This is a genomic window from Nocardia sp. MH4 (assembly GCF_019266065.1).
GTDB lineage: Bacteria > Actinomycetota > Actinomycetes > Mycobacteriales > Mycobacteriaceae > Nocardia > Nocardia canadensis.
This window is the reverse complement of record NZ_LPNR01000095.1, coordinates 1-22,998: the sequence shown is the minus strand read 5'-3', so window position 1 is coordinate 22,998 and position 22,998 is coordinate 1. Positions and strand designations below refer to the sequence as shown.

The following is a 22,998-nucleotide window of genomic DNA, read 5'->3' as shown; positions in this document are numbered from 1 at the left end:
GCTCACTGCGGTCGCGGCCCGGTGAAGATGTGCGGGAGCTGGTCGAACCAGTGCAGGACCGCCCGTTCGTAGGCGATGCCGAATTCGAGGGTGGCGCGCTGGTGCGGGGCGAGCGCGGTGGGGTCCTCGTCGAGGTAGCGGTCGAGCCGATCCTGGTGGATGTTCTTGTTGGCGGCGATGATCCGATCGCGATGCGCCGGCTCGAGATGTTCGCCGAAGGACAGCGTGAGCAGCAGCGGCACCCGGATCGTCTCGGCGCCGGGATCGCGGGCGATCCATTCGGCGAAGGCCTCGCGGCCGGTGTCGGTGATCCGGTAGGGCGTGCGTTCCCTGGCGCCGCGTTCGCCCTTGGTCACCAGGCCGGCGGCGTCCATGGTGGTCAGCTCGCGGTAGACCTGACTCTGGGTGATCGTCCAGAAGTCGCCGATCCGTTGCTGGGCCTGGGTCGCGAGGTCCCAGCCCGACATCGGGCCTTCGTGCAGGAACCCCAGTAGCGAGGCCGCGGTGGAGTTCAGCGGGCGGCGTCGAGTCGCGGTATCGGTCAACGGTCAACTCCCTTCGAACGACATTCCTAAGTGGAATGTTACGCCTGGGTGCGCTGTCCACCAAGACCGCAGGTGTTGCGGTGTGTTCGCCGGTGCGGCGGTGACCCGGTCGACCGTCGTGCGGGTCACCGCCGCGCGGCTCGATCAGCGCGAGGCGAGGGTGACGGTGTCGCCGTCGCCGAGCTGGTACTGCGCGAGCGAGGTGCCGTCGACGAGCTCGACGTCACCGTCGACCAGCAGTCGCTGCTGCTCCACGGGGATGCCGGTCTGCTCCTCGACGAGCACCTTCAGGGTGTCGACGGGCGCCGCCGCGTCGACGGTGACCGCGAAACCGGCCCCGTCGGCGTTCGTGACCGCCAGCGTGAGCGACTCCGCGATCGGTGCCGCGGGCGCGCCGGGCAGACCGGGCGAGGCGGGCGCAGCAGGGGCCGCGGGCGCTCCCGATACCCCGGGAGCCGAGGATTCACCCGGTGCCGCGGATTCGCCCGGTGTCGCGGGGGCGCCGGGTGTCGCGGGTGCGCTGGGAGGCGGTGGTGCGGGCTGTGCCGACGCGATGGCGGGGACGACCAGGGCCGCGACCGGCGCGGCCAGTACCACTGCGGTCAGTCCGGTCGCCACCGCGTGGCGTAAGGAAGTGGTGCGACGTGCGTGGTGCTGAACTCTCATCGTGGTGAGTCCTTTCATCGTCCGCGAGGACGCGTTGGGGAATCGAACCAGGAAACGAGATGTCACGCTTGTGCCATGGCGGGACGGGCCCGCCGCACCCCAGTGTGCCACCGCACACCCGGGATCCGGCTGACCTCGCGGGTGTCCTCGTGGCGGGCGGCCGTGCTAGACGGTCGTGCCGTAGCGCCGGGAGGTGAACACGCGGGTGCCCTCCCTGGTCTGGAACGCGGCGGTGGTCGACGAGCCGATGATCAGCAGCGTCCGCATGTCGACCTCGTCGGGATCGAGCTCGCCGAGGGTGATCACCCGGACCGATTCGGTCGGCCCGCCGACATCGCGCCCGAGCACCACCGGCGTCTCCGGCGCCCGGTGCGCCAGCAGCACATCGCGCATGGCGCCCACCTGCCAGCGGCGTTGCGAGGAGGCCGGGTTGTAGATGGCGATCGCCATATCGGCGGCCGCGACGGCCGAAAGACGCTGGGCGACAACGTCCCACGGCTTGAGGCGATCGGAGAGCGAGATCATCGCGTAGTCGTGCCCGAGCGGCGCGCCCACCCGGCTCGCGACGGCATTGGCCGCGGTCAGGCCGGGCAGGACCCGCACCGGCACCTGCTCGAACTGCGGCTCGGCCGACACCTCGAGGACCGCGGCGGCCATCGCGAACACCCCGGGATCGCCCGAGGACACGACCGCGACCCTGGCGCCCCGCTTGGCCAGATCCAGCGCCATGGCGGCCCGTTCGGATTCGACCTTGTTGTCGCTGGCGTGCCTGCGCTGACCCGGCCGCACGGGCACGCGGTCGATGTAGGTGGTGTAGCCGACGAGGTCGGTCGCTTCGGCCAGTGCGGTGGTGACCTCCGGTGTCGTCCACGCGGTGTCGCCGGGGCCGAGCCCGACCACGACGACCTCGCCCGCCGTCGCGGGAGCGGCCGGGGTGGCCTCGGTGGCGCGCGCGGCCTTGTCGCGGGCGACGATCGGCGTCGTCGGTGCCGGACCGGGCACCAGGGTGATCGCGAAGTAGGGCACGTCGGCCGCGTCGACGTCGGCGGCGGCCATCACCCGTTCGCGGGTGCTGCTGGCCCGCTCCACGTAGTAGGCGTCGTCGAGTCGGCCGGAGTCCGACAGTGCCTGGCGCACACCGGGATAGGTGCGGCCGAGCTTCATGATCGCGGCGGCGTCGGTATCGCGCAGCCGGCGGGTGAGCTCCTCGACCGGCATCGTGCCCGGGAGCACGGTGAGCACCTGCTCGCCTTCGACAAGCGGGGTGCCCAGCGCCGCCGACGCCGCGCTGACCGAGGTGATGCCGGGAACGATCTCGGCCTCGAACCGGTCGGCCAGCCGGCGATGCATGTGCATGTAGGAGCTGTAGAACAGTGGGTCACCGGCGGCCAGCAGGGCCACGGAGCGCCCGGCGGCCAGGTGCACGGCGAGCCGGGCGGCGGCCTGCTCGTAGAACTCGTCGATCGCGCCCTGATAGCCGCCGGGATGGTCGGTGGTCTCGGTGGTCACCGGGTAGACCAGGTGCTCCTCGATCTGGCCCGGGCGCAGGTAGGGCTCCGCGATCCCGCGCGAGATGCTGCGACCGTGCCGGGCGCTGTGGAAGGCCACCACATCGGCGGCGGTGATCAGGCGGGCCGCCTTCACCGTCACCAGTTCGGGATCGCCGGGGCCCAGGCCGATGCCCCATAGTTTGCCGGTGCTGATCTCGCTCATTCCTGTTCGCTCGCGATCGCGTTGAGGGCCGAGGCGGTGATCGCGCTGCCACCGCGACGGCCACGTACGGTGAGGTATTCGATCCCGCCGAAGTCGATGAGCGCCTGCTTGGATTCGGCGGCGCCGATGAAGCCGACCGGGATGCCGATGATCGCGGCGGGCGTCGGCGCGCCCGCGTCGAGCATGTCGAGCAGGTGGAACAGCGCGGTGGGGGCGTTGCCGATGGCGACCACGGCGCCGTCGAGCTGATCGCGCAGCAGTTCCAGCGCGGCCACCGACCGGGTGTTGCCCAGCTCGGCGGCGAGCGCGGGCACCCGTGGGTCGGTGAGGTTGCACAGCACCGCGTTGTCGGCGGGCAGGCGCTTGCGGGTGACGCCCGAGGCGACCATGTTCGCGTCGCAGATGATCGGCTTGCCCGCGTGCAGCGCGGCGCGCGCGGCGGCGACCACGCCGGGCGAGTAGGCGATGTCGGCGGCCAGATCGACCTGCCCGCAGCCGTGGATCATGCGCACCGCGACCCGCTCGACATCGGCGGGGAAACCGGCCAGGTCGGCTTCGGCGCGGATCGTCGCGAACGAGCGCCGATAGATCTCGGCCCCGTCGGTGAGGTAGCTGGTACGCACATCGGACATGCGGACAACCCTAGAACCTGTGTCCGACCGCCTTTCCGTCGCGGTGCTTCAGGTGCGCGGCCGCTCGAGGATGCGGGACATCACCAGCGAGCTGCGGGTGCGGCCGACGCGCGCGTTCTCCCTGATCCGCTCGACCGTCACCTCGATCTCGGCCATGTCGGTGGCCATCACGTGCACCAGCGCGTCGGCCTCGCCCGCGATCGTCCACACCCCGACGACCTGCGGTATCGGTTCCAGGGTGCGGCGCAGCTCGGCGGGGGAGATGTTGTCGCGGTAGTAGACCTCCACGTACGCCTCGGTCGTCCAGCCCAGCGCGGCCGGATTCACCTGCGCGGTGAACCCGGTGATCTGCCCGCTGGCGACCATCTTGTCCACCCGCCGCTTCACCGCCGGGGCCGACAGCCCGACCACCGCGCCGATCTCCTGGAACGAGGCGCGCGCGTGGGTGAGCAGCACCGACAGGATGCGCCGATCGATATCGTCCACGTCACTCCTTCGCCCGGCGAAACACAAGATTTCTCCATTCTGGCATCGAAATGCGCAACGAATCGGTGTTCCCCGTGCAACGCGCGCACATTTACCTTCGTAGGAACTATCGATCCGCGCAGCCACCGGGAGTCCTGATGACCGCCGCAGCCCCTCTTCGCGCCACCCCGTCCGCGCGGGTCGCCCCGGCGCCCGCGCGGGTCGCCACCCCGCGCCGCTATGTCATGTGCAGGCCCGACCACTTCGCGGTCGCCTACGCGATCAATCCGTGGATGGATCCCGCCGCGCCCGTGGACCGCGCCCGCGCCCTGGCCCAGTGGGAGATCCTGCGGGCGGTGCTCGAGGACCACGGGCACACCGTGGAGACCGTGCCCGGCGAGCCCGGCCTGCCCGACATGGTGTTCGCCGCCAACAGCGGGATCGTGATCGGCGGGCACGCGCTCTCGGCCCGCTTCGCCCACTCCGAACGGGCGGCCGAGGGCCCGGCGTTCCACCGCTGGTTCGCGGCCAGGGAACTGCGCGCGCTCGCGCCCGCGGCCGAGACCAACGAGGGCGAGGGCGATTTCGCCTTCGCCGGCCGGCGGATCCTGGCCGGGGTCGGCTTCCGCTGCTCGCTGTCCGCGCACGCCGAGGTCGAGCGGTACTTCGAGTTGCCGGTGGTATCGCTGGAACTCATCGATCCGCGCTTCTATCACCTCGACACCGCGCTGATGGTGCTCGACGACTCGACCATCGCCTACTACCCGGGCGCGTTCGGTCCGGCCGCCCGCGACGTGCTGGCCGCGCTCTACCCGGACGCGATCCTGGCCGAGGAGAACGACGCGCTCTCGTTCGGCCTCAACGGTGTCAGCGACGGTCACCACGTCTTCCTCGACCCGGGCGCGACCGGTCTCATCGCGGCCCTCCAGGAGCGCGGTTTCACGCCGGTGCCGGTCGACATGTCCGAACTGCGCAAGGGCGGCGGCGGCGTGAAGTGCTGTGTGCTGGAGCTGCACACCCGCCGCGACACGACCGCCGGGTAGCCGGGACCGGGCGCGCACCGGCCACATACTGTCCGGGTGGCACACCCGGAGGAGACCGCGGCGGAACGGCGCGCCAGCTGGACCGAACTGTTCTTCGATCTCGTCGCCGTCGCGGGGATCGGCCAGCTCACGCACCTGCTGCACCGGGGTCCCTCGCTGAGCGAGTTCGGCCTGTACGTGCTGCTCTCGCTCGCGTTCTGGGTGGTGTGGGCCTGTGTCACCGTGTACAGCAACGTCGCGGGCGAGCAGGCGCGCACCGCGCTGGTGTTCGGTTGCATGTTCGGCCTGTGCGTGATGATGGCCTCGGTCGACGGGATGCCCGACCAGCGCGCGAACGTCTTCGCCGCGATCTACGTGTTGGTCCGGATCGCGTCGTCCTCGGAGTGGGGACGCGGCCAGGTGGTGGTGGACTGGCCGATCGCGCAGATCGGCTCAGGGACGCTGCCGTGGGTGATCTCGCTGTGGGTGCCCGCGCCGTGGAAGTTCGGGCTGTGGGGTGTCGGCCTCGCGATCGACCTGTGGGTGATGTTCACCGTCGACGCCGAACGCTTGATGCTCGAGACGCAGCGACGGGTGCGCGCCCGAGTGCGCCGTCGTCGTCCGGGCGCGCCCCGGCCGCCGCGTCGTCGGTTGCCGCGCCTGCAGATGCTGCACGCGGATCCGGGGCATCTGGGCGAGCGCCTCGGTCAATACCTGATCATCGTGCTCGGTGAGGGCGTGATCTCGGTGATCGCGGCGGTGGCGGTGGAGGAGTGGACCGTGCCGGTCGTGGTGATCGGGGTCTGCGCCTTTCTGTGCCTGCTCGGCATGTGGGGCCTGACGCTGCACTACGGGTTCGTGCCGCGGATGATGGACGCCTCGACCGCCACCATCGACGTGACCCGGCATCGGGTGATGGCCACCCACTGCGCGCTGAGCGTGGCGGTGGCCACCGTCGCGGCCGGGCTCGGGCTGGTGGCCGCGCATCCGTCCGGGCACCTGCCCGCGGGCATCGGCTGGGTCCTCTGCGGCGGCGCCGCGGCGTTCTTCCTCGTCTGCGGTCTGGGCGGGCTCGCCAGCGCGGGCCCCCGCTGGTTGCTGCGCTGGCCGCTGCCGTGCCTGCTGGCCGCGCTGGTGCTGGCCTGGGCCGCACCGCACCTCGGCGGAATGTGGCTGGTGGTCGGGGTGATGGTCACGCTGACGGGGGCGGTGGTGTCGGAGACTGTGCGCGCGCGTCGCCCGATTCGCGCGTAGCGCCTCCGTGCGCCGGTGCGGATCGCCGCACCGGCGCACGGACGGCGCTGGTGATCACTCGAATTCGGTGCCACCGTCGCGCAGCAGGTACGCGTCGGAGACGATCTTGCCGATCGCCCGCCCGCCGAGCACCGGCGACTGCCGCTCGGTCGCGGGCCGGACCACCAAGCCCTCCCGGATGTTGGCGCCCAGACCGCTGACGGTCTCGCTGCCCTCGGCGAGCGCGAGCAGCGTCGCCGCGTCGTAGGGGCCTTCGTAGAGGACCGGCACCCGTGGCACGGTGAGCCCGAGTTCGCCCAGCAGCGTGCCGATCTCGTAATGGTCGAGCCAGCGGACCGGCTCGCCGCCCCGCTCCACCGCGACATCGAACAACCCGTAGCCCAGCGAGCCGTCGTGCGCGGCCGAGGCGCCGTAGTGCAGGTCCTGCACGCCCGCGCCGTAGACCTCGCCGAACAGCCCGACCCGGTCGGCGTCGAGCGCGATCGCCAGCTTCCTGGCGGCCTCGTCGAGGCCGTGCGCGCGGATCGCCCGCCAGTACAGGTTGCCCTCGGACGGCGTGAGCGACAGCGACTTCCCGCCGACGCCCTTGGAAGACACCAGGATCCGGTCCTCGGCCCGCACGAACGTGAGCAGGCACGCGGTGCCGTGGATCTTCTCCGTGGCCACCACCGGTTCCCCCGCGGTGAAGATGGTGGGGAACCGCTTGATGTTCTCGACATCGATCCACCGCAGCAGCTCCGGCGCCGCCTCGACCTGACCGTCCATCGAGACCGGTACCGGCGGCACCCACTTGGTGATCCCCAGCGCGTCGGCGAAGTCGGTGCCCGCCACGGCGGCCGCCGCCAGATCGAGACCCGCGAGCGCCGCCGGCGTGCACACGATGCCCTGCGACACCTCGCCCCGCAGTCGCACCGCCTTCACCCGATTGCGCTGCGGCCCCGCCAGTTTGCCGGTCAGCCCGAGCTCGGCGACGAGCGCCTCGGGCAGTACGGCCTGCTCCGGGATGTAGATCGCGTGCGCGCCGGTCGTGAACTGACCCTTGGCCACGACGGCCCGGTACAGGCCGACCTGGGCCAGCTCGAGCCGGTCGGCGTTCGGATGCGCGTGGACGATCAGTTGTTCGGCCGTCACCTGCAGTGTGGACATGGAAACCCCCTCGTTGCGAGGTGATCAGCGTACGAGCCCCGCGCACCGGGGTCGACCGAATTTCGGTGTGGGCGAACGTCAGTGGGTGTCGACCCGGTAGCCGTCGGGGGTGGCGACGACGTCGGTGACCGGTCCGCTCGGCCGGCCGCAGCGGCGCTCACAACCGGACCAGTGCTGTCGGCCAGCCACCGTGAGGTCCTCGGCGGGAACCACGACATGGGTGGATTCCTGGGCGCCGGGCCGGACCCGATCGCTGTCGACGGCGGCCGCGAGATCGGCGCGCACATCGGTGAGCGACTTCGCGCAGCCGGGCCGCCCCGCGCACGCGCTGACCCGCAGCCACGGTGACTGCGCGTCGAAGATCAGCCCCATCGGCGCGAGCACCCGGACGACGGTCTCGGCGGGCCCCTCGTCGAGGTCGGTGATCACCAGGCTGCGCCACGGCGTCACGAAGACGGGCCGTTCGACGGCGGCGAGGAACTCCGCGGTCCGCGCGGGTAACGTGCCGAGCGGCACTCCGGCGCCGAGGCTGACCAGGCCGTCGTCCTGGTCCAGCCAGCCGATCGGGATATCGTGTGCCGCACCGAGTTCCAGCGGCGCGCCGGCGGGGGAGCGGTCCAGCGTCTCGGCGACCCGCTCGGCGCCGCCGGGGATCTCGTGCAGTCGCCACTGGCCGTCGTCGCCGCAGCCGCGCAGGTCGAGGAAACCGCGCGCCGCGTCGAGCATCACCTCGACCGCCTCGCTCGCGCTCACCCGTAGCCCGGTGTCGGCGCCCGCGAGAACGACGGCGAACTCGTCGGCGGCGACGGCCTGGATGCCGATGTCGCCGCGCAGGGTGCTCACATCGCCGCGGCCGTCGTCGAGGGTGAACAGCACCCGGCCGGGCAGCTCGGCCAGCCGGGGGTCGGCCTGGAGTCCGGTGTCCAGGCCGACGGCGAGGTCGTGCACGTCCGCCCAGCCGCCGATCCGGCCCGACAGCGGCGAGGCCACGATATTGCGGACCCGTTCATGCGTGCGGCTGGGCAGCAGACCCGCCGCGCCGAGCCGATCGGCGAGGGCGGCGGGGTCCCCGACCCGGCGCAGCTGGATATTGCCGCGCGAGGTGAGTTCCAGGGCGCCGTTGCCCAGCTCACGGGCCGCGTCGGCGAGGGCTTGCAGCTGCTGCGGCGCCAGCCGGCCGCCGGGGACGCGGATCCGCGCCAGCGGCCCGTCGGCGGCCTGGTGCAGGCGCAGGACACCGGGGCAGGAATCGGGGGTGCTCCTGGTCATGATCCGTCCAGCCTACGACCGCCGACCCGCGCGCCGCCGTCAGGCATTGCCGACGGGCGTCGCCTAGGGTGGTCGGGGAATCGTTCGCCAGTCGTTCGCCGACAGGAGAGGTCACCGCATGTTGCGTGAATTCGTGGACAAGCGTGTAGTACCCGCGCTCGACAAGGTCGCGCACGCGCAGACGGGCACGGTCGGCCGCTACGTCGACTGGCTCGAGCGCAGGCATCCGCAGGACGCGCCGGTGGAGACATTGCGGCGGTTGTCGCGGCAGTACCTCGTCGTCGTCACCACCAGTGGGGTGCTGGTGGGTCTCACCGCCGCCGTGCCCGGGGTGGGCACTGTGCTGAGCCTGGCCGCGACCGGTGTCGACACGGCCGTGTTCCTCGAGGCGTCGTCGGTGCTGTCGGTCGGCGCGGCCGCGGCCTACGACCTCGACCCCGCCGATCCGCGGCGCGAGCACCTGGTGTCGAAGGTCGTCCTCGGTGAGGCGGGCACGAAGGTGCTCGACGAGACCGCCGGGCACAAGACCGGCCAATGGCTCTCGGTGGTCACCGATCACGTCCCGGGCCTGGCGAGCATGCCCGACTCGCCGGCCAAGCGGTTCATCGTCAACTATCTCGTCAAACGCACCCTGCTGCTGTTCGGCACCCTCATCCCGGCCGGTATCGGCGCGGTCATCGGCGGCGTCGGTAACAACGCCCTCGGCCAGATGGTGGTCGCCAACGTCTACCGCAACCTCGGCACCGGTTCCCCGGAGATGGTCGCCGCGGGCACCACCCGCGACTGATCGCTTGACCTTCGACCTGCTCGAACCCCGATGATGACCGGGTGCCCGAATCCGATGACCTGCTCACCATCGGCGCCTTCGCCCGTGCCTGTGGCCTGAGCGCCAGCGCCCTGCGCTTCTACGCCGACGCCGGTGTCCTCGTCCCCGCCGTGGTCGACGAGTCGACCGGCTACCGCTACTACGCCCCCGGCCAAACCGGCCCGGCCCGGCTGATCCGTCGGCTGCGGGCCGCCGACATGCCGCTCCCCGCGATCGTCGCCGTCCTCGCCGAACCCGACCCCGCCCGCGTCGCCGGCCTGGTGGACGACCACCTGGCCGACCTGGACCGCCGGCTCCGCGCGGTCAACGCGGCCGCCGACGCGGCGCGGGCGGCGGTCCGGGCGGGCACGAGCCTCAGCCAGGTCACCCGGCCCCTGCCCGACCTGACGCCTACTCCAGGCCCCGCCCTGTCGAACGGCGGCGATGCGGTGCGCGGCTCCGCGCCGGCTGACGACGACACAGTGCCGCAGCCGGGCGGGGACGACAGCATCCGGATACGTGGTCCGGTGCTCGCGGCCGCCATCGATCAGATCGCCGCCGCGACGATCACCGACCCGAACCTGCCGGTGCTCAACACCCTTCACCTCGAGGCGGCCGCCCAGGAGCTGATCCTCACCGCCACCGACCGGTACCGTCTGGCCACCCGCACCCTGCGCGCCGTGCACCCGTCCACGGTCGACTGGTCGGCCACCGTCGACGCCGATGATCTCCGCGCGGCCACCTCCTGGCTGCGCCGGGAGCACACGGTGACGATCCGCCCGGAGATCACCCACGTCGTCATCGCCGCCGCTGACCCGGCCCTGCGCGCGGTGGTGCCCGAGCCCCGGGTATCCGGCGGCGATCGTCGGCCGGAGATGTCGGCAACCGCTGATCCCTCCGGCGAGCGGGCGAACGGTCGCCGACCGGGGGAGCCTGGGAACGTCGCCGACGAGCACGGCGACAGCGGCGAACGCGCGGCGAGTGGTCCTGATCGACGCCGATGCCGCCGGTCGACCGAGGAGTTCCCCGACTACCGGGGGATGCTGGCAGCGCTACCCGCTGTCACCACACGGGTGGTGCTGAGCAGGACGGCACTGCTGGAGACGCTCGAGCGGACCAGCTCGTCCACCCTCACGCTGCACATCGATCCGACGGGCGAGGTGCGGACCGCGAACAGCGAGGACCCCCGGCCGCTGCCCGCGACCGTCACCGGACCGGGCCTGACGATCCATTTCGCGGTGACCACCCTGTACCCCGCCGTCGCGGCCGCGGTCGGACCCGACGTGATGCTCGATCTCACCGCCCCCGACCTCCCCGCCCGACTCCGCTCCGCCGACGACGGCGACCAGCTCACCCTCACCATGCCGTGCCGCCCGGTCGCCGACGATGCGCCGGTCCGGTGACCACGGCCGAGTCATCCATCGACCCCTCGGGCCCGGCGGCACACGACGTAGTGCCCGGCCGCCGACGACGTGGCGGAGATCCTTCGGGAACACCTGCTTTGCTGCTCCGCGTCCGCTCCGCGTCCGCAGACAGCGGCGACCAGCTCACCGTGGTCATCCCATGCCGCCCGGTCGCGGACGACGCCACCCCCCCCGGTGACCACGGCCGGGTCCGGCTCACTGTGCTCTGCCGGTCGGCACAGGCGACGTCGTGCCGGGCCGCCCGGGGACGTGGCGGCGGTCCCGCCGAGCGACATCCGACCGACTACTCCCCATCCGCTCCGCCGACCACGGCGACCGCTCCCACCCCACCCACTACGACCGTCGAGGAGACTCCGATGACCACCACCGATCCGATCATGGCCCGAATCACCCAGGGCGTAAAGGACTTTCGCTTCGGGGACCCCGAAGGAGCACGAATCGCGCTACTCGACGTCTGGACCGACATCGGCCCCGTGGGCGACCCGCTGCACCGCTGCACCCTCACCCACTACCTCGCCGACACCTGCGACGACCCGGCCGAAGCGCTCGTCTGGGACGTCCGCGCGCTCGATGCCGCCGACGCCCTCACCGACCTGCGCCTGCAAGCCCATCACGCGGACCTGAACGTGGCCGGCTTCTATCCCTCCCTGCACCTCGATCTCGCCGACAACTTCCGTCGGCTCGGCTCCTTCCCGGCCGCCGCCCGCCACCTCGACGCGGCTCGGGAACGCCTGGACACCCTCCCCGACGACGCCTACGGTGCCACGATCCGCGCCGCCGTCACCGAGGTCGGTGACGCGATCGCCGCCAACGACACCACCCGCCGTCCGACCCACTGACACTGATCGCCGCCGTGGAGCGCGGGCTGGAAAGTTGCGGTCGACGGGCGGCCAGTACCATCGGGATGCTCGGCGGGCGTCGAGGAAACCGGTGGAAATCCGGTGCGGTCGCGCCACTGTGAACAGCCAGACCCTCTCCGGCGAGCACGACAACCGATCCCGTTGGGCGCGTCACCCGAGGAAGGCCTCACCCTGTGATCCTGCTGCTGTCCACCTCCGACACCGATCTGCTCAGTGCTCGCGCGAGCGGCGCCGACTACCGGTGGGGCAATCCCGCGCGGTTGCTGGTGGATGACCTGCCGGGGTTGCTCGACGGTGCCGATCTGGTGATCGTGCGCATCCTCGGCGGCAAGCGCGCCTGGGAAGAGGGCCTCGAGGCCGTGCGGGCGAGCGGGGTGCCGATGGTCGCGCTCGGCGGTGAGATCGCCCCCGACGCCGAACTCATGGAGTGCTCGACGGTGCCGGTGGGTGTCGCGGCCGACGCGCACAACTACCTCGCCGCCGGCGGCGCGGACAACCTGCGCGAGCTGCACAACTTCCTCTCCGACACGGTCCTGCTGACCGGCCACGGCTTCGAACCGCCGGTGGAACTGCCCACCTGGGGCGAACTGGGCCGCGCCGCCCGCATTCTCGAACCGCACGCCCCGACCGTCGCGGTCGTCTACTACCGCGCGCAGCATCTCGCGGGCAACACCGGCTACATCGACGCGTTGTGCACCGCCATCGAGGCCAAGGGCGCTCGCGCGCTGCCGGTCTACTGCGCCTCGCTGCGCACCGCCGAACCGGAACTGCTCGCCCTGCTCGGCCGCGCCGACGCACTGGTGGTGACGGTGCTCGCGGCCGGTGGCAGCAAGCCGGCCACCGCCTCGGCCGGTGGCGACGACGAGGCCTGGGACGTGGCCGCGCTGGCCGCCCTGGACGTGCCGATCCTGCAGGGCCTGTGCCTGACCAGCGGTCGCGCGCAGTGGGAGGACAACGACGACGGCCTCTCGCCGCTCGATGTCGCCACCCAGGTCGCGGTGCCCGAGTTCGACGGCCGCATCATCACGGTGCCGTTCTCGTTCAAGGAGTTCGACGACGACGGCCTGTCCACCTACGTGCCCGATCCCGAACGCGCCGCCCGCGTCGCCGGCATCGCCGTGCGCCACGCCCGCCTGCGCCACATCCCGGCCGCCGACAAGCGGATCGCGATCATGCTCTCGGCCTACCCGACCAAGCACGCCCGCATCGGCAACGCCGTCGGCCTCGACACCCCGGCCAGCGCCATCCGGCTGCTCACCGAACTGCGTGCCGCCGGTTACGATCTCGGCGAACCCGGCGAGATCCCCGGTCTGCCGGAGCGCGACGGCGACGCGCTGATCCACGCCCTGATCGCCGCGGGCGGGCAGGACCCGGACTGGCTCAGCGCCGAACAGCTCGAGGGCAACCCGATCCGCATCGGCGCCGCCACCTACACCCGCTGGTTCGATTCGCTGCCCGCCGACCTGCGCGAGGCCGTCGTCGAGGCGTGGGGCCCGCCACCGGGTGAACTCTACGTCGACCGGTCCGCCGACCCGCAGGGCGAGATCGTCATCGCCGCACTGCGTTTCGGCAATGTGGTGCTGATGGTGCAGCCGCCCCGCGGCTTCGGCGAGAACCCGGTCGCCATCTACCACGACCCGGACCTGCCGCCGAGCCACCACTACCTGGCCGCCTACCGCTGGCTGTCCGCGCCCGATGGTTTCGGCGCCGACGCGATGGTGCACCTGGGCAAGCACGGCAACCTGGAGTGGCTGCCCGGCAAGACCCTCGGCATGTCGGCCTCCTGTGGTACCGACGCCGCGCTCGGCGATCTGCCGCTGATCTACCCGTTCCTGGTCAACGACCCGGGCGAGGGCACCCAGGCCAAGCGCCGCGCGCACGCCACCCTGGTCGACCACCTGATCCCGCCGATGGCGCGCGCCGAGACCTACGGTGACATCTCCCGGCTGGAGCAGCTGCTCGACGAGCACGCCAACATCTCCGCGCTCGACCCGGCCAAGCTGCCCGCCATCCGCCAGCAGATCTGGACGCTGATGCGCGCGGCCAAGATGGACCACGACCTCGGCCTGGCCGAGCGTCCCGAGGAAGACGTCTTCGACGACATGCTGCTGCACGTCGACGGCTGGCTCTGCGAGATCAAGGACGTGCAGATCCGCGACGGCCTGCACATCCTCGGCCAGGCGCCCGAGGGCGAGATGGAACTCGACCTGGTGCTGGCCATGCTGCGCGCGCGCCAGCTGTGGGGCGGCGAGCAGAACGTGCCCGGCCTGCGCGAGGCCCTCGGTCTCAGCGAAGCCGGCGACGAGTCCCGCGACCGCGTGGACGTGGTCGAATCGCGTGCCCGTGAACTGCTGGGCGCGCTGCAGGCCGAGAACTGGTCGGTCGACAGCGTCGAGGCCCTGGTGAACGACTACGCCACGGCGATTCTGGCCGGGGGTGACCCGGAATCCACGGACACCCGCCTCGACGCGGTGAAGACCGTGCTGCGGTTCGCCGCGACCGAGGTCGTGCCCCGCCTGCGCGAGACCGGTGTCGAGATCGCCCGCGTCCTGCACGCGCTCGACGGCGGTTTCATCCCCGCCGGTCCGAGCGGGTCCCCGCTGCGCGGCCTGATCAACGTGTTGCCCACCGGCCGCAATTTCTACTCCGTCGATCCCAAGGCCGTCCCGTCGCGGCTGGCCTGGGAGACCGGTCAGGCCATGGCCGAATCGCTGCTGGCCCGGTACCTGGCCGACCACGGCGAATACCCGAAGTCGGTCGGCCTGTCGGTGTGGGGCACCTCGGCCATGCGCACCTCCGGCGACGACATCGCCGAGGTGCTGGCGCTGCTCGGCGTGCGGCCGGTGTGGGATGAGGCCAGCCGCCGCGTCACCACCCTCGAGGTGATCTCGCTCGACGAACTCGCCCGTCCGCGCATCGACGTCACCGTCCGCATCTCGGGGTTCTTCCGCGACGCCTTCCCACACGTACTGGCCCTGCTCGACGACGCGGTGCGCCTGGTCGCCGAGCTCGACGAGCCCGCCGCGTCGAACTACGTGCGCGCGCACGCCCAGTCGGACCTGGCCGAGCACGGCGACGCCCGCCGCGCGACCACCCGCATCTTCGGGTCCAAGCCCGGCACCTACGGCGCGGGCCTGCTGCAGCTCATCGACTCCAAGAGCTGGCGGACCGACGACGACCTCGCGCAGGTGTACACCACCTGGGGTGGCTACGCCTACGGTCGCGACCTCGACGGCGCCCCCGCCGCCGACGACATGCGCACCGCCTACAAGCGCATCGCGGTGGCGGCCAAGAACACCGACACCCGCGAACACGACATCGCCGACTCCGACGACTACTTCCAGTACCACGGCGGCATGGTCGCCACCGTGCGCGCGCTCACCGGCAAGAATCCCGAGGCCTATATCGGCGACTCCACCCGTCCCGACGCCGTGCGGACCCGCACCCTGTCGGAGGAGACCGCCCGCGTCTTCCGCGCCCGCGTGGTGAACCCGCGCTGGCTCGAGGCGATGCGCCGCCACGGCTACAAGGGCGCCTTCGAGATGGCCGCCACCGTCGACTACCTGTTCGGCTACGACGCCACCACCAACGTGGTCGCCGACTGGATGTACGAGAAGCTCTCCGAGAGCTACGTGTTCGACGAGGTGAACCGCAAGTTCATGGAGCAGTCGAACCCGTGGGCGCTGCACGGCATCGCCGAACGGCTGCTCGAGGCCGCCGAGCGCAAGCTGTGGGAGCACCCGGAGCCCGAGACACTGGACAAGCTGCGGCAGGTCTACCTCGAGACCGAGGGTGAGCTGGAGTGAGCACCGAGCAGTCCGCCGCGTACTTCCGGCGCGACGGCGAGGTGTACACGCCGACGTCGTGGGGCCGGAGCCTGTGGGCCGACGGGATCCTGTCCGGCCCGCCGGTGTGCGGACTGCTCGCCCGCGAGATCGAGAACCATTACCGCACCGGCGATTTCGTGCCCGCGCGGTTCACCGTCGACCTGCATCAGCCGGTGCCCGCGGTCCCGTTGACCGTGGACAGCGCGCCGACCCGCGAGGGCAACCGGGTGCGCGCCGCGCAGGCGGTACTGCGCGCCGACGGCGTGGTGGTCGCGCGGGCCTCGGCGGTGTTGCTGAAGCGCTCGGCCCAACCGCCGGGACAGGTGTGGCGCGAGACGCGGCGGCCTCCGCTGCCGCCCGCGGAACTGCTGGCCGCGGTGGCGCCGACCGTGCACCTGTTCGACAGTGACGGCTCCGGTGGCGGCTGGTCGGTCGAGATCTCCCGGCACGAGAACGACACCCGTAAACGCAAGTGGGTGCGCGGGATTCCGGTGGTGGCCGGAGAAGCCGGCTCGCCGTTCGTCTTCGCCGCGATGGCGGGCGAGCAGGCCAGCCTGGTGACGAACTGGGGTACCGAGGGGATCGGGTTCATCAACACCGATGTCTCGATCACCTTCGCGCGCCTGCCGATCGGTCCGGAGATGGGCATCGAGGCGGGCAACCACCTCAGTCACGACGGCATCGCCGCGGGCTCGGCGGTGCTCTACGACGCCGACGGTGAGTTCGGCGTCTGCACCGTGTCGGCCGTCGCCAACGAGCGCAGGCAGATCAGCGGCGCGGCCATCGACGCCTACATCCCGGCGCGTGGCGGTGCGCGGCGCGCCTGAACTGCCCGACTTGCCCCAAAACTAGAACGCGTTCTACTCTGATCGTGGTGCGTGGGCGCACCACGGCACCCGGGTGCCGGCCGCAGGGCAGAAGAGAGTCGCAATGAGCACTACTCCGGCGTACTTCACGCAGGACGACGGCGTTTTCCAGCCCACCCGGTTCTCCATGAGCCTGTGGGCACCGAGCACGCTGTCCGGTCCGCCGGTGTGCGGGCTGATCGCCCGCGAGGTCGAGGCGCGCTACTGCGGCGACGGGTTCACACCCGCGCGGCTGACCGTCGACCTGCACCGCGCGGTGCCCGCGGTGCCGCTGACCGTCGACAGCGAGCTGGTCCGGGACGGCAAACGAGTCCGTGCGGTGGCGATCGTGCTGCGTTCCGACGGTGAGCCGGTCGCGCGGGGCAGCGCGCTGCTGCTGAAGCGGTCGACCCAGCCGCCGGGGGAGGTGTGGCGCCCCGAGCGGCAGCGGCCGCTGCCGCCGAGTGACGCGCTCGCCACCGTCGACGAGGCCATGCACCTGTTCGGCAGTGACGGCAACGGGTGGTCGGTGAAGATGACCGAGCACCAGAACGACGCCAGGAAACGCAAGTGGGTGCGCAATATCCCCGTGGTCGCGGGTGAGCGGTCCACGCCGTTCTGCTTCGCCGCCATGGCCGGGGAACAGACCAGCCTGGTCACCAACTGGGGCACCGAGGGGATCGGGTTCATCAACACCGATGTCTCGATCACGTTCTCGCGCATGCCGATCGGGCTCGAGATGGGCATCGAGGCGGAATCGCATCTCAGCGACGACGGCATCGCCGCGGGCGCCGCGGTCCTCTACGACGCCGAGGGCGCGTTCGGGATCTGCACCACCACCGCGCTGGCCAACGAGCACCGGCAGATCCACGGCTCGGTCATCGACACCCTGTCCGAGGAGTTCGCGCTGACCCAGGTCACGCCGGATCGAGGCCGCTGAACGCCAGGCCCACGGTGGTCGCGCACAGCAGGAACCCGGTCGCGGTGGTGGTCAGTAGATAGCCGAGCGCGATGAGACGGGCCGGTGGCAGCAGCACCAGCAGTAGCGTCGGGGTCAGCAGCGCGGCCAGGGTCAGTGCCCAGCTGAGCCAGTACGAGGTCGGGATCGGCTCCATCTCGGCGAACGCGATCGTGCGCGGCACGGGCACCTGCCACGCGTCCTGCACCGCGAAGGTCGCGGGCACCAGCACGAACACGGCGACGAACAACCCCGCCGCCACGCCCCATCCCGCCCGCCATCTGACCTGCCCCGGCACCGCTGCGCTCACTCGCCCACACACCTTCCCTGCCACCCGGTCACCCGCTCCGCCGGGCCCCATGCTGCCTCGAGTGGGCCCCGCCCGCGCGCAACCGCGCGTCGTGTCCTCGGCGCCGATCGCCACCGCCGGGACTCGGACCAGGGCATTCCCTGTTCCCGGCGGCAGGTGTGCGCGCCCGCCTAGGTGCCCGTCTGCTCGGCGAAATGGAACTCGATCGACACCGTGTCGGTCGGAATCCCGTGGGCGCGCAGGCTGTCCAGGATCTGCTGGGTGAACCGGCGCGCCGGTCGGTAGTGCGTGCTGTGGTCGGAGACCAGGAGGATCCGGCCGCCGCGTGCCACCAGTTCGCCCGCCGCGGCGACGGGGCCGCCGGCCAGGAAGCTCGAATGGTGGAACCGGCCGAGCAGATGCCGAGGGGAGCTGTAGAGGACGCCGTCGGCGTCCATGACGAAGATCGCGCGCCCACCGGTGGGTGACCACAGGGTGCTCGCCGCGGTGGTGTCGAACAGGGCGCCGTCGGCGGTGTACAGCAGCCCGGCGCGCGCGTGCAGCGCGAAGCGCGCGCGGTCCGTCGCGCCGAGATAGGCGACGTGACTGCCGCGCCACACGGGATTGCCCGGCACCTGCTCGCCACGGAACTCCGGGCGCAACGGGGTCGTCGCGAACCTCGGCCCGGCCGAGGCCGGACGACGGAACAGACCGCGGAGCCGGTCGGGAAGACTCACGCCGGAACCAGCGTCACGATCAGCTCGTCGGCGATCGACTCCGCCTTCACCATGCCCTCGCCGAGGTACAGCGTGGCGGCCTGCGGCCTGCCGTCGGGCAGCGGCACGACCGAGACCGCGTCGACCCGGCGACCGGCCAGGGCGTCGTAGGGCGGTTCGTCCGTGACGTCGAAGGCGGTGTACTTGCCCGAGGCGGCGACGTATTCGATGTTCACCGGGTCGACCAGCGGTTCGAACGGGTCCCGCCAGGGCGCCGCGCCGATCCGCAGCTCCGCGCCGTCGACACCGGCGTCGAGGAGCAGGGTGGCGCCGTTGTGGAAGGTGAACTCGATCGGTCCCTCGGTGCGGTCGATGTCGTCGCCCAGGACGTAGAACATCCGGCGGACGGCGATGATCGTCGCGTCAACCGCGGCGTTGAGCGCGGTGCGGCCGGACTCGTCGATGTCGGACACAGGTCTCCTCCCCGGGCGGATGAGCCATCATGTCGCCGCACCTCGCCGCCACGCAACTCCGGTCGGCGTGTTCGCCGCCGCGACCCGGCCACCGGCGGCGCCCGCGTCCGCTCGTACAGTGGATTCATGGTGGATCCCACCCCGGACGTCACCGCGGCGGCGGTGGAGCGCGCGGCCGAGCTGCTGGCCGGGCGCCGGGTCGTGGTGATCTCCGGTGCCGGGCTGAGCACCGACAGTGGCATCCCCGACTACCGCGGCCCCGACTCGCCGCCGCGCACCCCGATGACCTATCAGCAGTTCGTCGGCGACGCCGAGTTCCGGCAGCGCTACTGGGCCCGCAACCACCTCGGCTGGCGGCGGATGGACGCGGCCCGGCCGAATCAGGGCCACCGGGCCGTCGCCGCGCTGGAACGCGCCGGGGTGGTCTCCGGTGTCATCACCCAGAACGTGGACCTGCTGCACACCAAAGCCGGGGCGCGCCGGGTGATCGACCTGCACGGCACCTACGCCCGGGTGTGCTGTCTGCGCTGCCCGGCGATGATCTCGCGCATGACGCTGGCGGAACGGCTGGAGGCCGCCAATCCCGGCTTCGCCGAAGATGTTTCGGCGACCGGTATCGAAGTGGCGCCCGACGCGGACGCGGTGGTCACCGATACCGCCCGCTTCCGGATGCTGGACTGCGCGAGCTGCGGCGGCCTGCTCAAACCCGACATCGTCTACTTCGGCGAGACCGTGCCCGCCGACCGGGTGGCCGCCGCCTACAGCCTGATCGACCAAGCGCGCGCGGTCCTCGTCGCCGGGTCGTCGCTGACGGTGATGTCGGGTCTGCGCTTCGTGCGCCGCGCCGCGAAGCGCGGTGTGCCCGTGGTGATCGTCAACCGGGGGCCCACGCGCGGCGACGATCTGGCCGCCGTGCGCATCCACGCGGGCTGCTCGGAGACGTTGCGCGCCTTCGCCGACCGGCTCGCCGTCCCGAATGCGACCGCCCGCCGATGAGCGATTCCCCCGATGACGCGATCGCCGCCTTCTTCGCGGGCAAACCCCATTCCCTCGAGATCTTCACCGTGCTACGGGAATTGATCACGGCCAACGGTCCGGTGGAACTGTCGGTGGCATCGCAGATCGGCTTCGGCGTCGCGCGCAAGTTCGCGTGGGTATCGCTCTACAACATCACCGGACGGAATCCGGAAGGCACCGTGCAAATCATGCTCGCGATCGACCGGGAAATCGCGGGCCCACCGGTGTATCGGGTGAATCAGGTCGGCCGGGCGCGGTGGAATCACCTGGTGGTCGTGCATTCCCTGGCCGAAGCGCGGGTACCGGAACTGCGAGTTCTGATCGCCGCCGCCTATCGTTTCGGTGCGAAATGATCGGTTACTTGATCCCTCGGTGACGGCGGCGGATACGACGTGGGTAAGCTCTGCGCACCAGTGCATGAAGAGTTCCACCCGCGGCGCAAAGTTTTCCTCGCAGCGGGGTTGTCGGCCCTCGTGTGGGCCGCGTGATCGACCCCCACTTGCCAGCCGATCAGAACCAGGGCTTTTCCATGACCGATACCGTCGTTGCCGAACCACGCCTCACGCATCGCCAGACACTCACGATTCTGTCCGGCCTGCTACTCGGGGTCTTCCTCGCCGCGCTCGATCAGAACATCGTCAGCGTCGCGATCGTCCGGATCGCCAACAGTCTGGACGGATTCGACGAACAGGCATGGGCGACAACGGCGTATCTGATCACCGCCACCGTCACCACGCCGCTCTACGGCAAGCTCGCCGACATCTACGGCCGCAAACCGTTCTATCTGCTGGCGATCGCGCTGTTCGTGCTGGGCTCGGCCGCCTGCTGCTTCGCGACCACGATGTACCAGCTGGCGGCCTGCCGCGCCTTCCAGGGGCTGGGCGCGGGCGGGTTGATGTCGCTGGCGTTCACCATCGTCGGCGACATCGTGCCGGCTCGGGAGCGGGTCCGCTACCAGGGGTATTTCCTGATGGTGTTCGGCATCGCGACGGTGCTGGGCCCGGTGGTCGGCGGGTTCCTGTCCGATTACGAGAGCCTCGGCGGCATCGAGGGCTGGCGCTGGGTGTTCCTGGTGAACGTGCCGGTCGGGGTGCTGGCGTTCCTGGTGGTCGCCAAGGTGCTGAACGTGCGGCACGCGCGCGTGCGGTCCCGGATCGACTGGCTCGGCGCGCTCACCCTGATCGTCGGCGTCGTGCCGTTGCTGATCGTAGCCGAACAGGGCCGGGTGTGGGGCTGGACCTCGCCGAAGTCGTTGCTCTGCTACGGAATCTGCGGGGGCGGGCTGCTGCTGTTCCTGATCGTCGAGTACTTCATGAAGGACGCGGCGCTGATCCCGCTGCGCCTGTTCCGTAGCTCGACGTTCAGCATCGCCATCCTCGGTGGCTTCCTGATCGGTGTCTCGATGTTCGGCGCGATCACCATGGTCCCGCAGTATCTGCAGGTGGTGCGAGGCTTCTCGCCGACCGAGGCGGGTCTGCTGATGCTGCCACTGGTGCTGGGGATCATGGTCGGCGCGCAGCTGTCGGGACTGATCACCAAGGCCACCGGGCGCTACAAGGTGCTGCCGGTGCTCGGTGCGCTGATCCTGGCGATCGGCTGCGCCCTGTTCGCCCGGGTCGGCTTCGACGGGCCGCTGTGGCAGCCGCTGGCCTACAGCGCGATCATGGGCTTCGGGCTCGGTGGCTGCATGCAGACGCTGATCATCGCCGCGCAGAACGCGGTGCCGCGCACCGAGATGGGTGTCTCGACCGCGTCCGCGACCTTCTTCCGGCAGCTCGGCGGCACGCTGGGCGTCGCGGTCTTCCTCACCGTGCTGTTCGACCGGTTGCCCGGGTCGATCCTGTCCGCGTTCGGCGGCAGCCTGCCGCCCGGTCTCGACGCCGCCGGTCTCGACGCGCTGCAGCGCGACACCTCCGGGATCGCGGGGCTGCCCGACGCGCTGCGGGTGCCGATCCTCGCGGGCTTCACCGACGCCATGCAGGGCGTGTTCCTGCTCGCCGCCGACCTCGCCGTCGTCGCCTGCCTGGTGCTGGTGTTCATGAAAGAGATTCCGCTGCGCGAGGATCCGGTGCCCGAGGAGGATTCCGACGGCACGCTGCTGCGCGATGTCAGCCTGCACGACGCGCACGAGATGGCCGACTCGCTGCGTCCCGCCGCGACCGGCCGGGTCATCGCGGGACTGCTGCGCCGCGACGACGCCCGCCCCGTGCCCTCGGCCACGCTCACACTCATCGACCAGCACGGCCACCAGGTGGCGCGCGGCAACGGCGACGCCGACGGTGCCTACGTCATCGAGGCGCCACAACCGGGCAATTACGTCTTGATCGCCGCCGCGGCGGGCCATCAGCCCGAGGCGGTGAGTGTGTCGATGGGGGAGCGGGCCCTGCACGTCGACCTGATGCTCATCGGCGCGGGCGAACTCACCGGCATCGTGCGCTCGGCGCGCCGGGGCGAACCCCTGTGCGGCGCGACCGTGACCCTCACCGATCCCGAAGGCGACGTCGTCGGCGCCGCGATCACCGGCGAGGACGGCACGTACGTGTGCCGTGACGTCGTCAGCGGGACCTACACGCTGGTCGCGGTCGCCGACCACATGCGCCCCTCGGCGGTCGCGCTGACCGTGCCCGAGACCGGCTCGCTGCATCACGACATCGACCTCGAGCCGATGGCCATCCTGGTCGGGTCCGCCTGGGTGGACGGCGACCGCCCGGTCGCCGACGTCCAGATCACCGTTCTGGACGCCGGCGGCGATCCGGCGGCGACCACCCGCACCGACGAGAAGGGCCAGTACCTGGTCCCCGATCTGCCGGAGGGCGAGTACACCGTCGTCGCGCGCGGCTACCCGCCCGTGGCCAGCCAGGTCTCGGTGACCCGCGGCGAGATCACCCACGATGTCACCCTCGGCTACGACACCGAGGAGTCCATGCACCAGCGGTGATCCGGGCTCACGCGGTGAGGGTGGCTTCGCGCAGGAGTTCCAGGGCGATGTCGATGAGCTGGTCTTCCTGGCCGCCGACGAGCTTGCGTTCGCCTGCGCGGACGAGCATTTCGGCGGCGGAGACGCCGTAGCGT

The 22,998-nt window shown here is 71.3% G+C and carries 21 protein-coding genes and 1 pseudogene; 11 read left to right on the top strand and 11 right to left on the bottom strand.

The features are described 5' to 3' along the window. Window positions 1-2: 2 nt before the first annotated feature. From ATM97_RS13190 to ATM97_RS13170, 5 genes are all read right to left on the bottom strand, one after another. On the bottom strand, window positions 3-545 hold the full coding sequence (locus tag ATM97_RS13190) for a PadR family transcriptional regulator (RefSeq protein WP_218718295.1): 543 nt from the start codon (window positions 543-545) through the stop codon (window positions 3-5). 144 nt (window positions 546-689) lie between these two features. Continuing rightward, window positions 690-1,211 carry a ubiquitin-like domain-containing protein gene (locus ATM97_RS13185; protein ID WP_218718294.1) on the bottom strand — a complete coding sequence of 174 codons (522 nt, stop codon included), beginning with the start codon at window positions 1,209-1,211 and terminating at the stop codon, window positions 690-692. Between the two features lie 165 nt (window positions 1,212-1,376). Beyond that, window positions 1,377-2,924 carry a precorrin-2 C(20)-methyltransferase gene (locus ATM97_RS13180; RefSeq protein WP_218718293.1) on the bottom strand — a complete coding sequence of 516 codons (1,548 nt, stop codon included), beginning with the start codon at window positions 2,922-2,924 and terminating at the stop codon, window positions 1,377-1,379. Next, complete coding sequence (locus ATM97_RS13175) at window positions 2,921-3,556, bottom strand: precorrin-8X methylmutase (protein WP_218718292.1); 636 nt, start codon at window positions 3,554-3,556, stop codon at window positions 2,921-2,923. The genes ATM97_RS13180 and ATM97_RS13175 overlap by 4 nt, the downstream gene beginning before the upstream one ends. A gap of 48 nt (window positions 3,557-3,604) precedes the next feature. Continuing rightward, window positions 3,605-4,042 carry an Lrp/AsnC family transcriptional regulator gene (locus tag ATM97_RS13170; RefSeq protein ID WP_218718291.1) on the bottom strand — a complete coding sequence of 146 codons (438 nt, stop codon included), beginning with the start codon at window positions 4,040-4,042 and terminating at the stop codon, window positions 3,605-3,607. 137 nt (window positions 4,043-4,179) lie between these two features. Between ATM97_RS13170 and ddaH the strand changes: the two genes are divergently transcribed. Beyond that, window positions 4,180-5,064, top strand: coding sequence for a dimethylargininase (ddaH, locus tag ATM97_RS13165; RefSeq protein ID WP_218718290.1), 885 nt, complete (start codon window positions 4,180-4,182; stop codon window positions 5,062-5,064). A gap of 36 nt (window positions 5,065-5,100) precedes the next feature. Continuing rightward, window positions 5,101-6,297, top strand: coding sequence for a low temperature requirement protein A (locus ATM97_RS13160; RefSeq protein ID WP_218718289.1), 1,197 nt, complete (start codon window positions 5,101-5,103; stop codon window positions 6,295-6,297). Window positions 6,298-6,351: 54 nt separating this feature from the next. On the opposite strand, the gene ATM97_RS13155 is transcribed toward ATM97_RS13160, so the two are convergent. Together ATM97_RS13155 and cobG are read right to left on the bottom strand one after the other, a co-directional pair. Then, a complete protein-coding gene (locus ATM97_RS13155) occupies window positions 6,352-7,443 on the bottom strand; it encodes an RNA ligase (ATP) (RefSeq protein ID WP_218718288.1) in 1,092 nt (363 codons plus the stop codon). A 78-nt stretch (window positions 7,444-7,521) separates the two neighbouring features. Then, the gene (gene cobG, locus ATM97_RS13150; protein WP_218718287.1) at window positions 7,522-8,712 is read right to left on the bottom strand and encodes a precorrin-3B synthase; all 1,191 of its coding nucleotides are present in this window, start codon (window positions 8,710-8,712) and stop codon (window positions 7,522-7,524) included. A 118-nt stretch (window positions 8,713-8,830) separates the two neighbouring features. Here cobG and ATM97_RS13145 point away from each other — a divergent pair, with 118 nt between their 5' ends. The 6 genes from ATM97_RS13145 to ATM97_RS13120 all read left to right on the top strand — a co-directional run bounded on the left by ATM97_RS13145 (window position 8,831) and on the right by ATM97_RS13120 (window position 17,413). Continuing rightward, window positions 8,831-9,499, top strand: a complete 669-nt coding sequence (locus tag ATM97_RS13145; protein ID WP_218718286.1) for a hypothetical protein — start codon at window positions 8,831-8,833, stop codon at window positions 9,497-9,499. A 41-nt stretch (window positions 9,500-9,540) separates the two neighbouring features. Next, window positions 9,541-10,920: a MerR family transcriptional regulator gene (locus ATM97_RS13140; RefSeq protein WP_218718285.1), complete on the top strand. Its 1,380-nt coding sequence runs from the start codon at window positions 9,541-9,543 to the stop codon at window positions 10,918-10,920. A 377-nt stretch (window positions 10,921-11,297) separates the two neighbouring features. Next, window positions 11,298-11,780, top strand: coding sequence for a hypothetical protein (locus tag ATM97_RS13135; protein ID WP_218718284.1), 483 nt, complete (start codon window positions 11,298-11,300; stop codon window positions 11,778-11,780). A 194-nt stretch (window positions 11,781-11,974) separates the two neighbouring features. Further along, entirely contained in the window at window positions 11,975-15,607 is a 3,633-nt protein-coding gene (gene cobN / locus ATM97_RS13130; protein ID WP_218718283.1) for a cobaltochelatase subunit CobN, read from the top strand. After that, window positions 15,604-16,455: an acyl-CoA thioesterase domain-containing protein gene (locus tag ATM97_RS13125; RefSeq protein ID WP_218718282.1), complete on the top strand. Its 852-nt coding sequence runs from the start codon at window positions 15,604-15,606 to the stop codon at window positions 16,453-16,455. The genes cobN and ATM97_RS13125 overlap by 4 nt, the downstream gene beginning before the upstream one ends. 103 nt (window positions 16,456-16,558) lie before the next feature. Then, window positions 16,559-17,413: an acyl-CoA thioesterase domain-containing protein gene (locus tag ATM97_RS13120; RefSeq protein WP_255587678.1), complete on the top strand. Its 855-nt coding sequence runs from the start codon at window positions 16,559-16,561 to the stop codon at window positions 17,411-17,413. Here ATM97_RS13120 and ATM97_RS13115 read toward each other — a convergent pair. From ATM97_RS13115 to ATM97_RS13105, 3 genes are all read right to left on the bottom strand, one after another. Beyond that, the gene (locus tag ATM97_RS13115) at window positions 17,391-17,741 is read right to left on the bottom strand and encodes a hypothetical protein (protein WP_218718281.1); all 351 of its coding nucleotides are present in this window, start codon (window positions 17,739-17,741) and stop codon (window positions 17,391-17,393) included. The genes ATM97_RS13120 and ATM97_RS13115 overlap by 23 nt on opposite strands. A 170-nt stretch (window positions 17,742-17,911) precedes the next feature. Then, complete coding sequence (locus ATM97_RS13110; protein WP_218718280.1) at window positions 17,912-18,457, bottom strand: hypothetical protein; 546 nt, start codon at window positions 18,455-18,457, stop codon at window positions 17,912-17,914. Then, window positions 18,454-18,909, bottom strand: coding sequence for a hypothetical protein (locus tag ATM97_RS13105; RefSeq protein ID WP_218718279.1), 456 nt, complete (start codon window positions 18,907-18,909; stop codon window positions 18,454-18,456). The genes ATM97_RS13110 and ATM97_RS13105 overlap by 4 nt, the downstream gene beginning before the upstream one ends. Window positions 18,910-19,035: 126 nt before the next feature. Here ATM97_RS13105 and ATM97_RS13100 point away from each other — a divergent pair, with 126 nt between their 5' ends. The 3 genes from ATM97_RS13100 (at window position 19,036) to ATM97_RS13090 (ending at window position 22,864) form a co-directional block, all read left to right on the top strand. Continuing rightward, window positions 19,036-19,905, top strand: coding sequence for a Sir2 family NAD-dependent protein deacetylase (locus tag ATM97_RS13100; RefSeq protein WP_218718278.1), 870 nt, complete (start codon window positions 19,036-19,038; stop codon window positions 19,903-19,905). After that, window positions 19,902-20,279, top strand: coding sequence for a DUF5655 domain-containing protein (locus ATM97_RS13095; RefSeq protein ID WP_218718277.1), 378 nt, complete (start codon window positions 19,902-19,904; stop codon window positions 20,277-20,279). Before ATM97_RS13100 ends, ATM97_RS13095 begins: the two co-directional genes overlap by 4 nt. A 176-nt stretch (window positions 20,280-20,455) precedes the next feature. Further along, window positions 20,456-22,864: an MFS transporter gene (locus tag ATM97_RS13090; RefSeq protein ID WP_218718276.1), complete on the top strand. Its 2,409-nt coding sequence runs from the start codon at window positions 20,456-20,458 to the stop codon at window positions 22,862-22,864. A 7-nt stretch (window positions 22,865-22,871) separates the two neighbouring features. On the opposite strand, the pseudogene ATM97_RS13085 reads toward ATM97_RS13090, so the two are convergent. Beyond that, window positions 22,872-22,998 (bottom strand): annotated as a pseudogene (locus ATM97_RS13085) (4-hydroxy-2-oxovalerate aldolase); the annotation flags it as partial.

What these genes read in the sequence shown, in the direction of transcription:
- ATM97_RS13120 (WP_255587678.1), top strand. Translation starts at nt 16,559, where the DNA reads ATGAGCACTACTCCGGCGTACTTCACGCAGGACGACGGCGTTTTCCAG.
- ddaH (WP_218718290.1), top strand. Translation starts at nt 4,180, where the DNA reads ATGACCGCCGCAGCCCCTCTTCGCGCCACCCCGTCCGCGCGGGTCGCC.
- ATM97_RS13145 (WP_218718286.1), top strand. Translation starts at nt 8,831, where the DNA reads ATGTTGCGTGAATTCGTGGACAAGCGTGTAGTACCCGCGCTCGACAAG.
- ATM97_RS13185 (WP_218718294.1), bottom strand. Translation starts at nt 1,211, where the DNA reads ATGAGAGTTCAGCACCACGCACGTCGCACCACTTCCTTACGCCACGCG.
- ATM97_RS13180 (WP_218718293.1), bottom strand. Translation starts at nt 2,924, where the DNA reads ATGAGCGAGATCAGCACCGGCAAACTATGGGGCATCGGCCTGGGCCCC.
- ATM97_RS13100 (WP_218718278.1), top strand. Translation starts at nt 19,036, where the DNA reads ATGGTGGATCCCACCCCGGACGTCACCGCGGCGGCGGTGGAGCGCGCG.
- cobG (WP_218718287.1), bottom strand. Translation starts at nt 8,712, where the DNA reads ATGACCAGGAGCACCCCCGATTCCTGCCCCGGTGTCCTGCGCCTGCAC.
- ATM97_RS13155 (WP_218718288.1), bottom strand. Translation starts at nt 7,443, where the DNA reads ATGTCCACACTGCAGGTGACGGCCGAACAACTGATCGTCCACGCGCAT.
- ATM97_RS13135 (WP_218718284.1), top strand. Translation starts at nt 11,298, where the DNA reads ATGACCACCACCGATCCGATCATGGCCCGAATCACCCAGGGCGTAAAG.
- ATM97_RS13095 (WP_218718277.1), top strand. Translation starts at nt 19,902, where the DNA reads ATGAGCGATTCCCCCGATGACGCGATCGCCGCCTTCTTCGCGGGCAAA.
- ATM97_RS13090 (WP_218718276.1), top strand. Translation starts at nt 20,456, where the DNA reads ATGACCGATACCGTCGTTGCCGAACCACGCCTCACGCATCGCCAGACA.
- ATM97_RS13175 (WP_218718292.1), bottom strand. Translation starts at nt 3,556, where the DNA reads ATGTCCGATGTGCGTACCAGCTACCTCACCGACGGGGCCGAGATCTAT.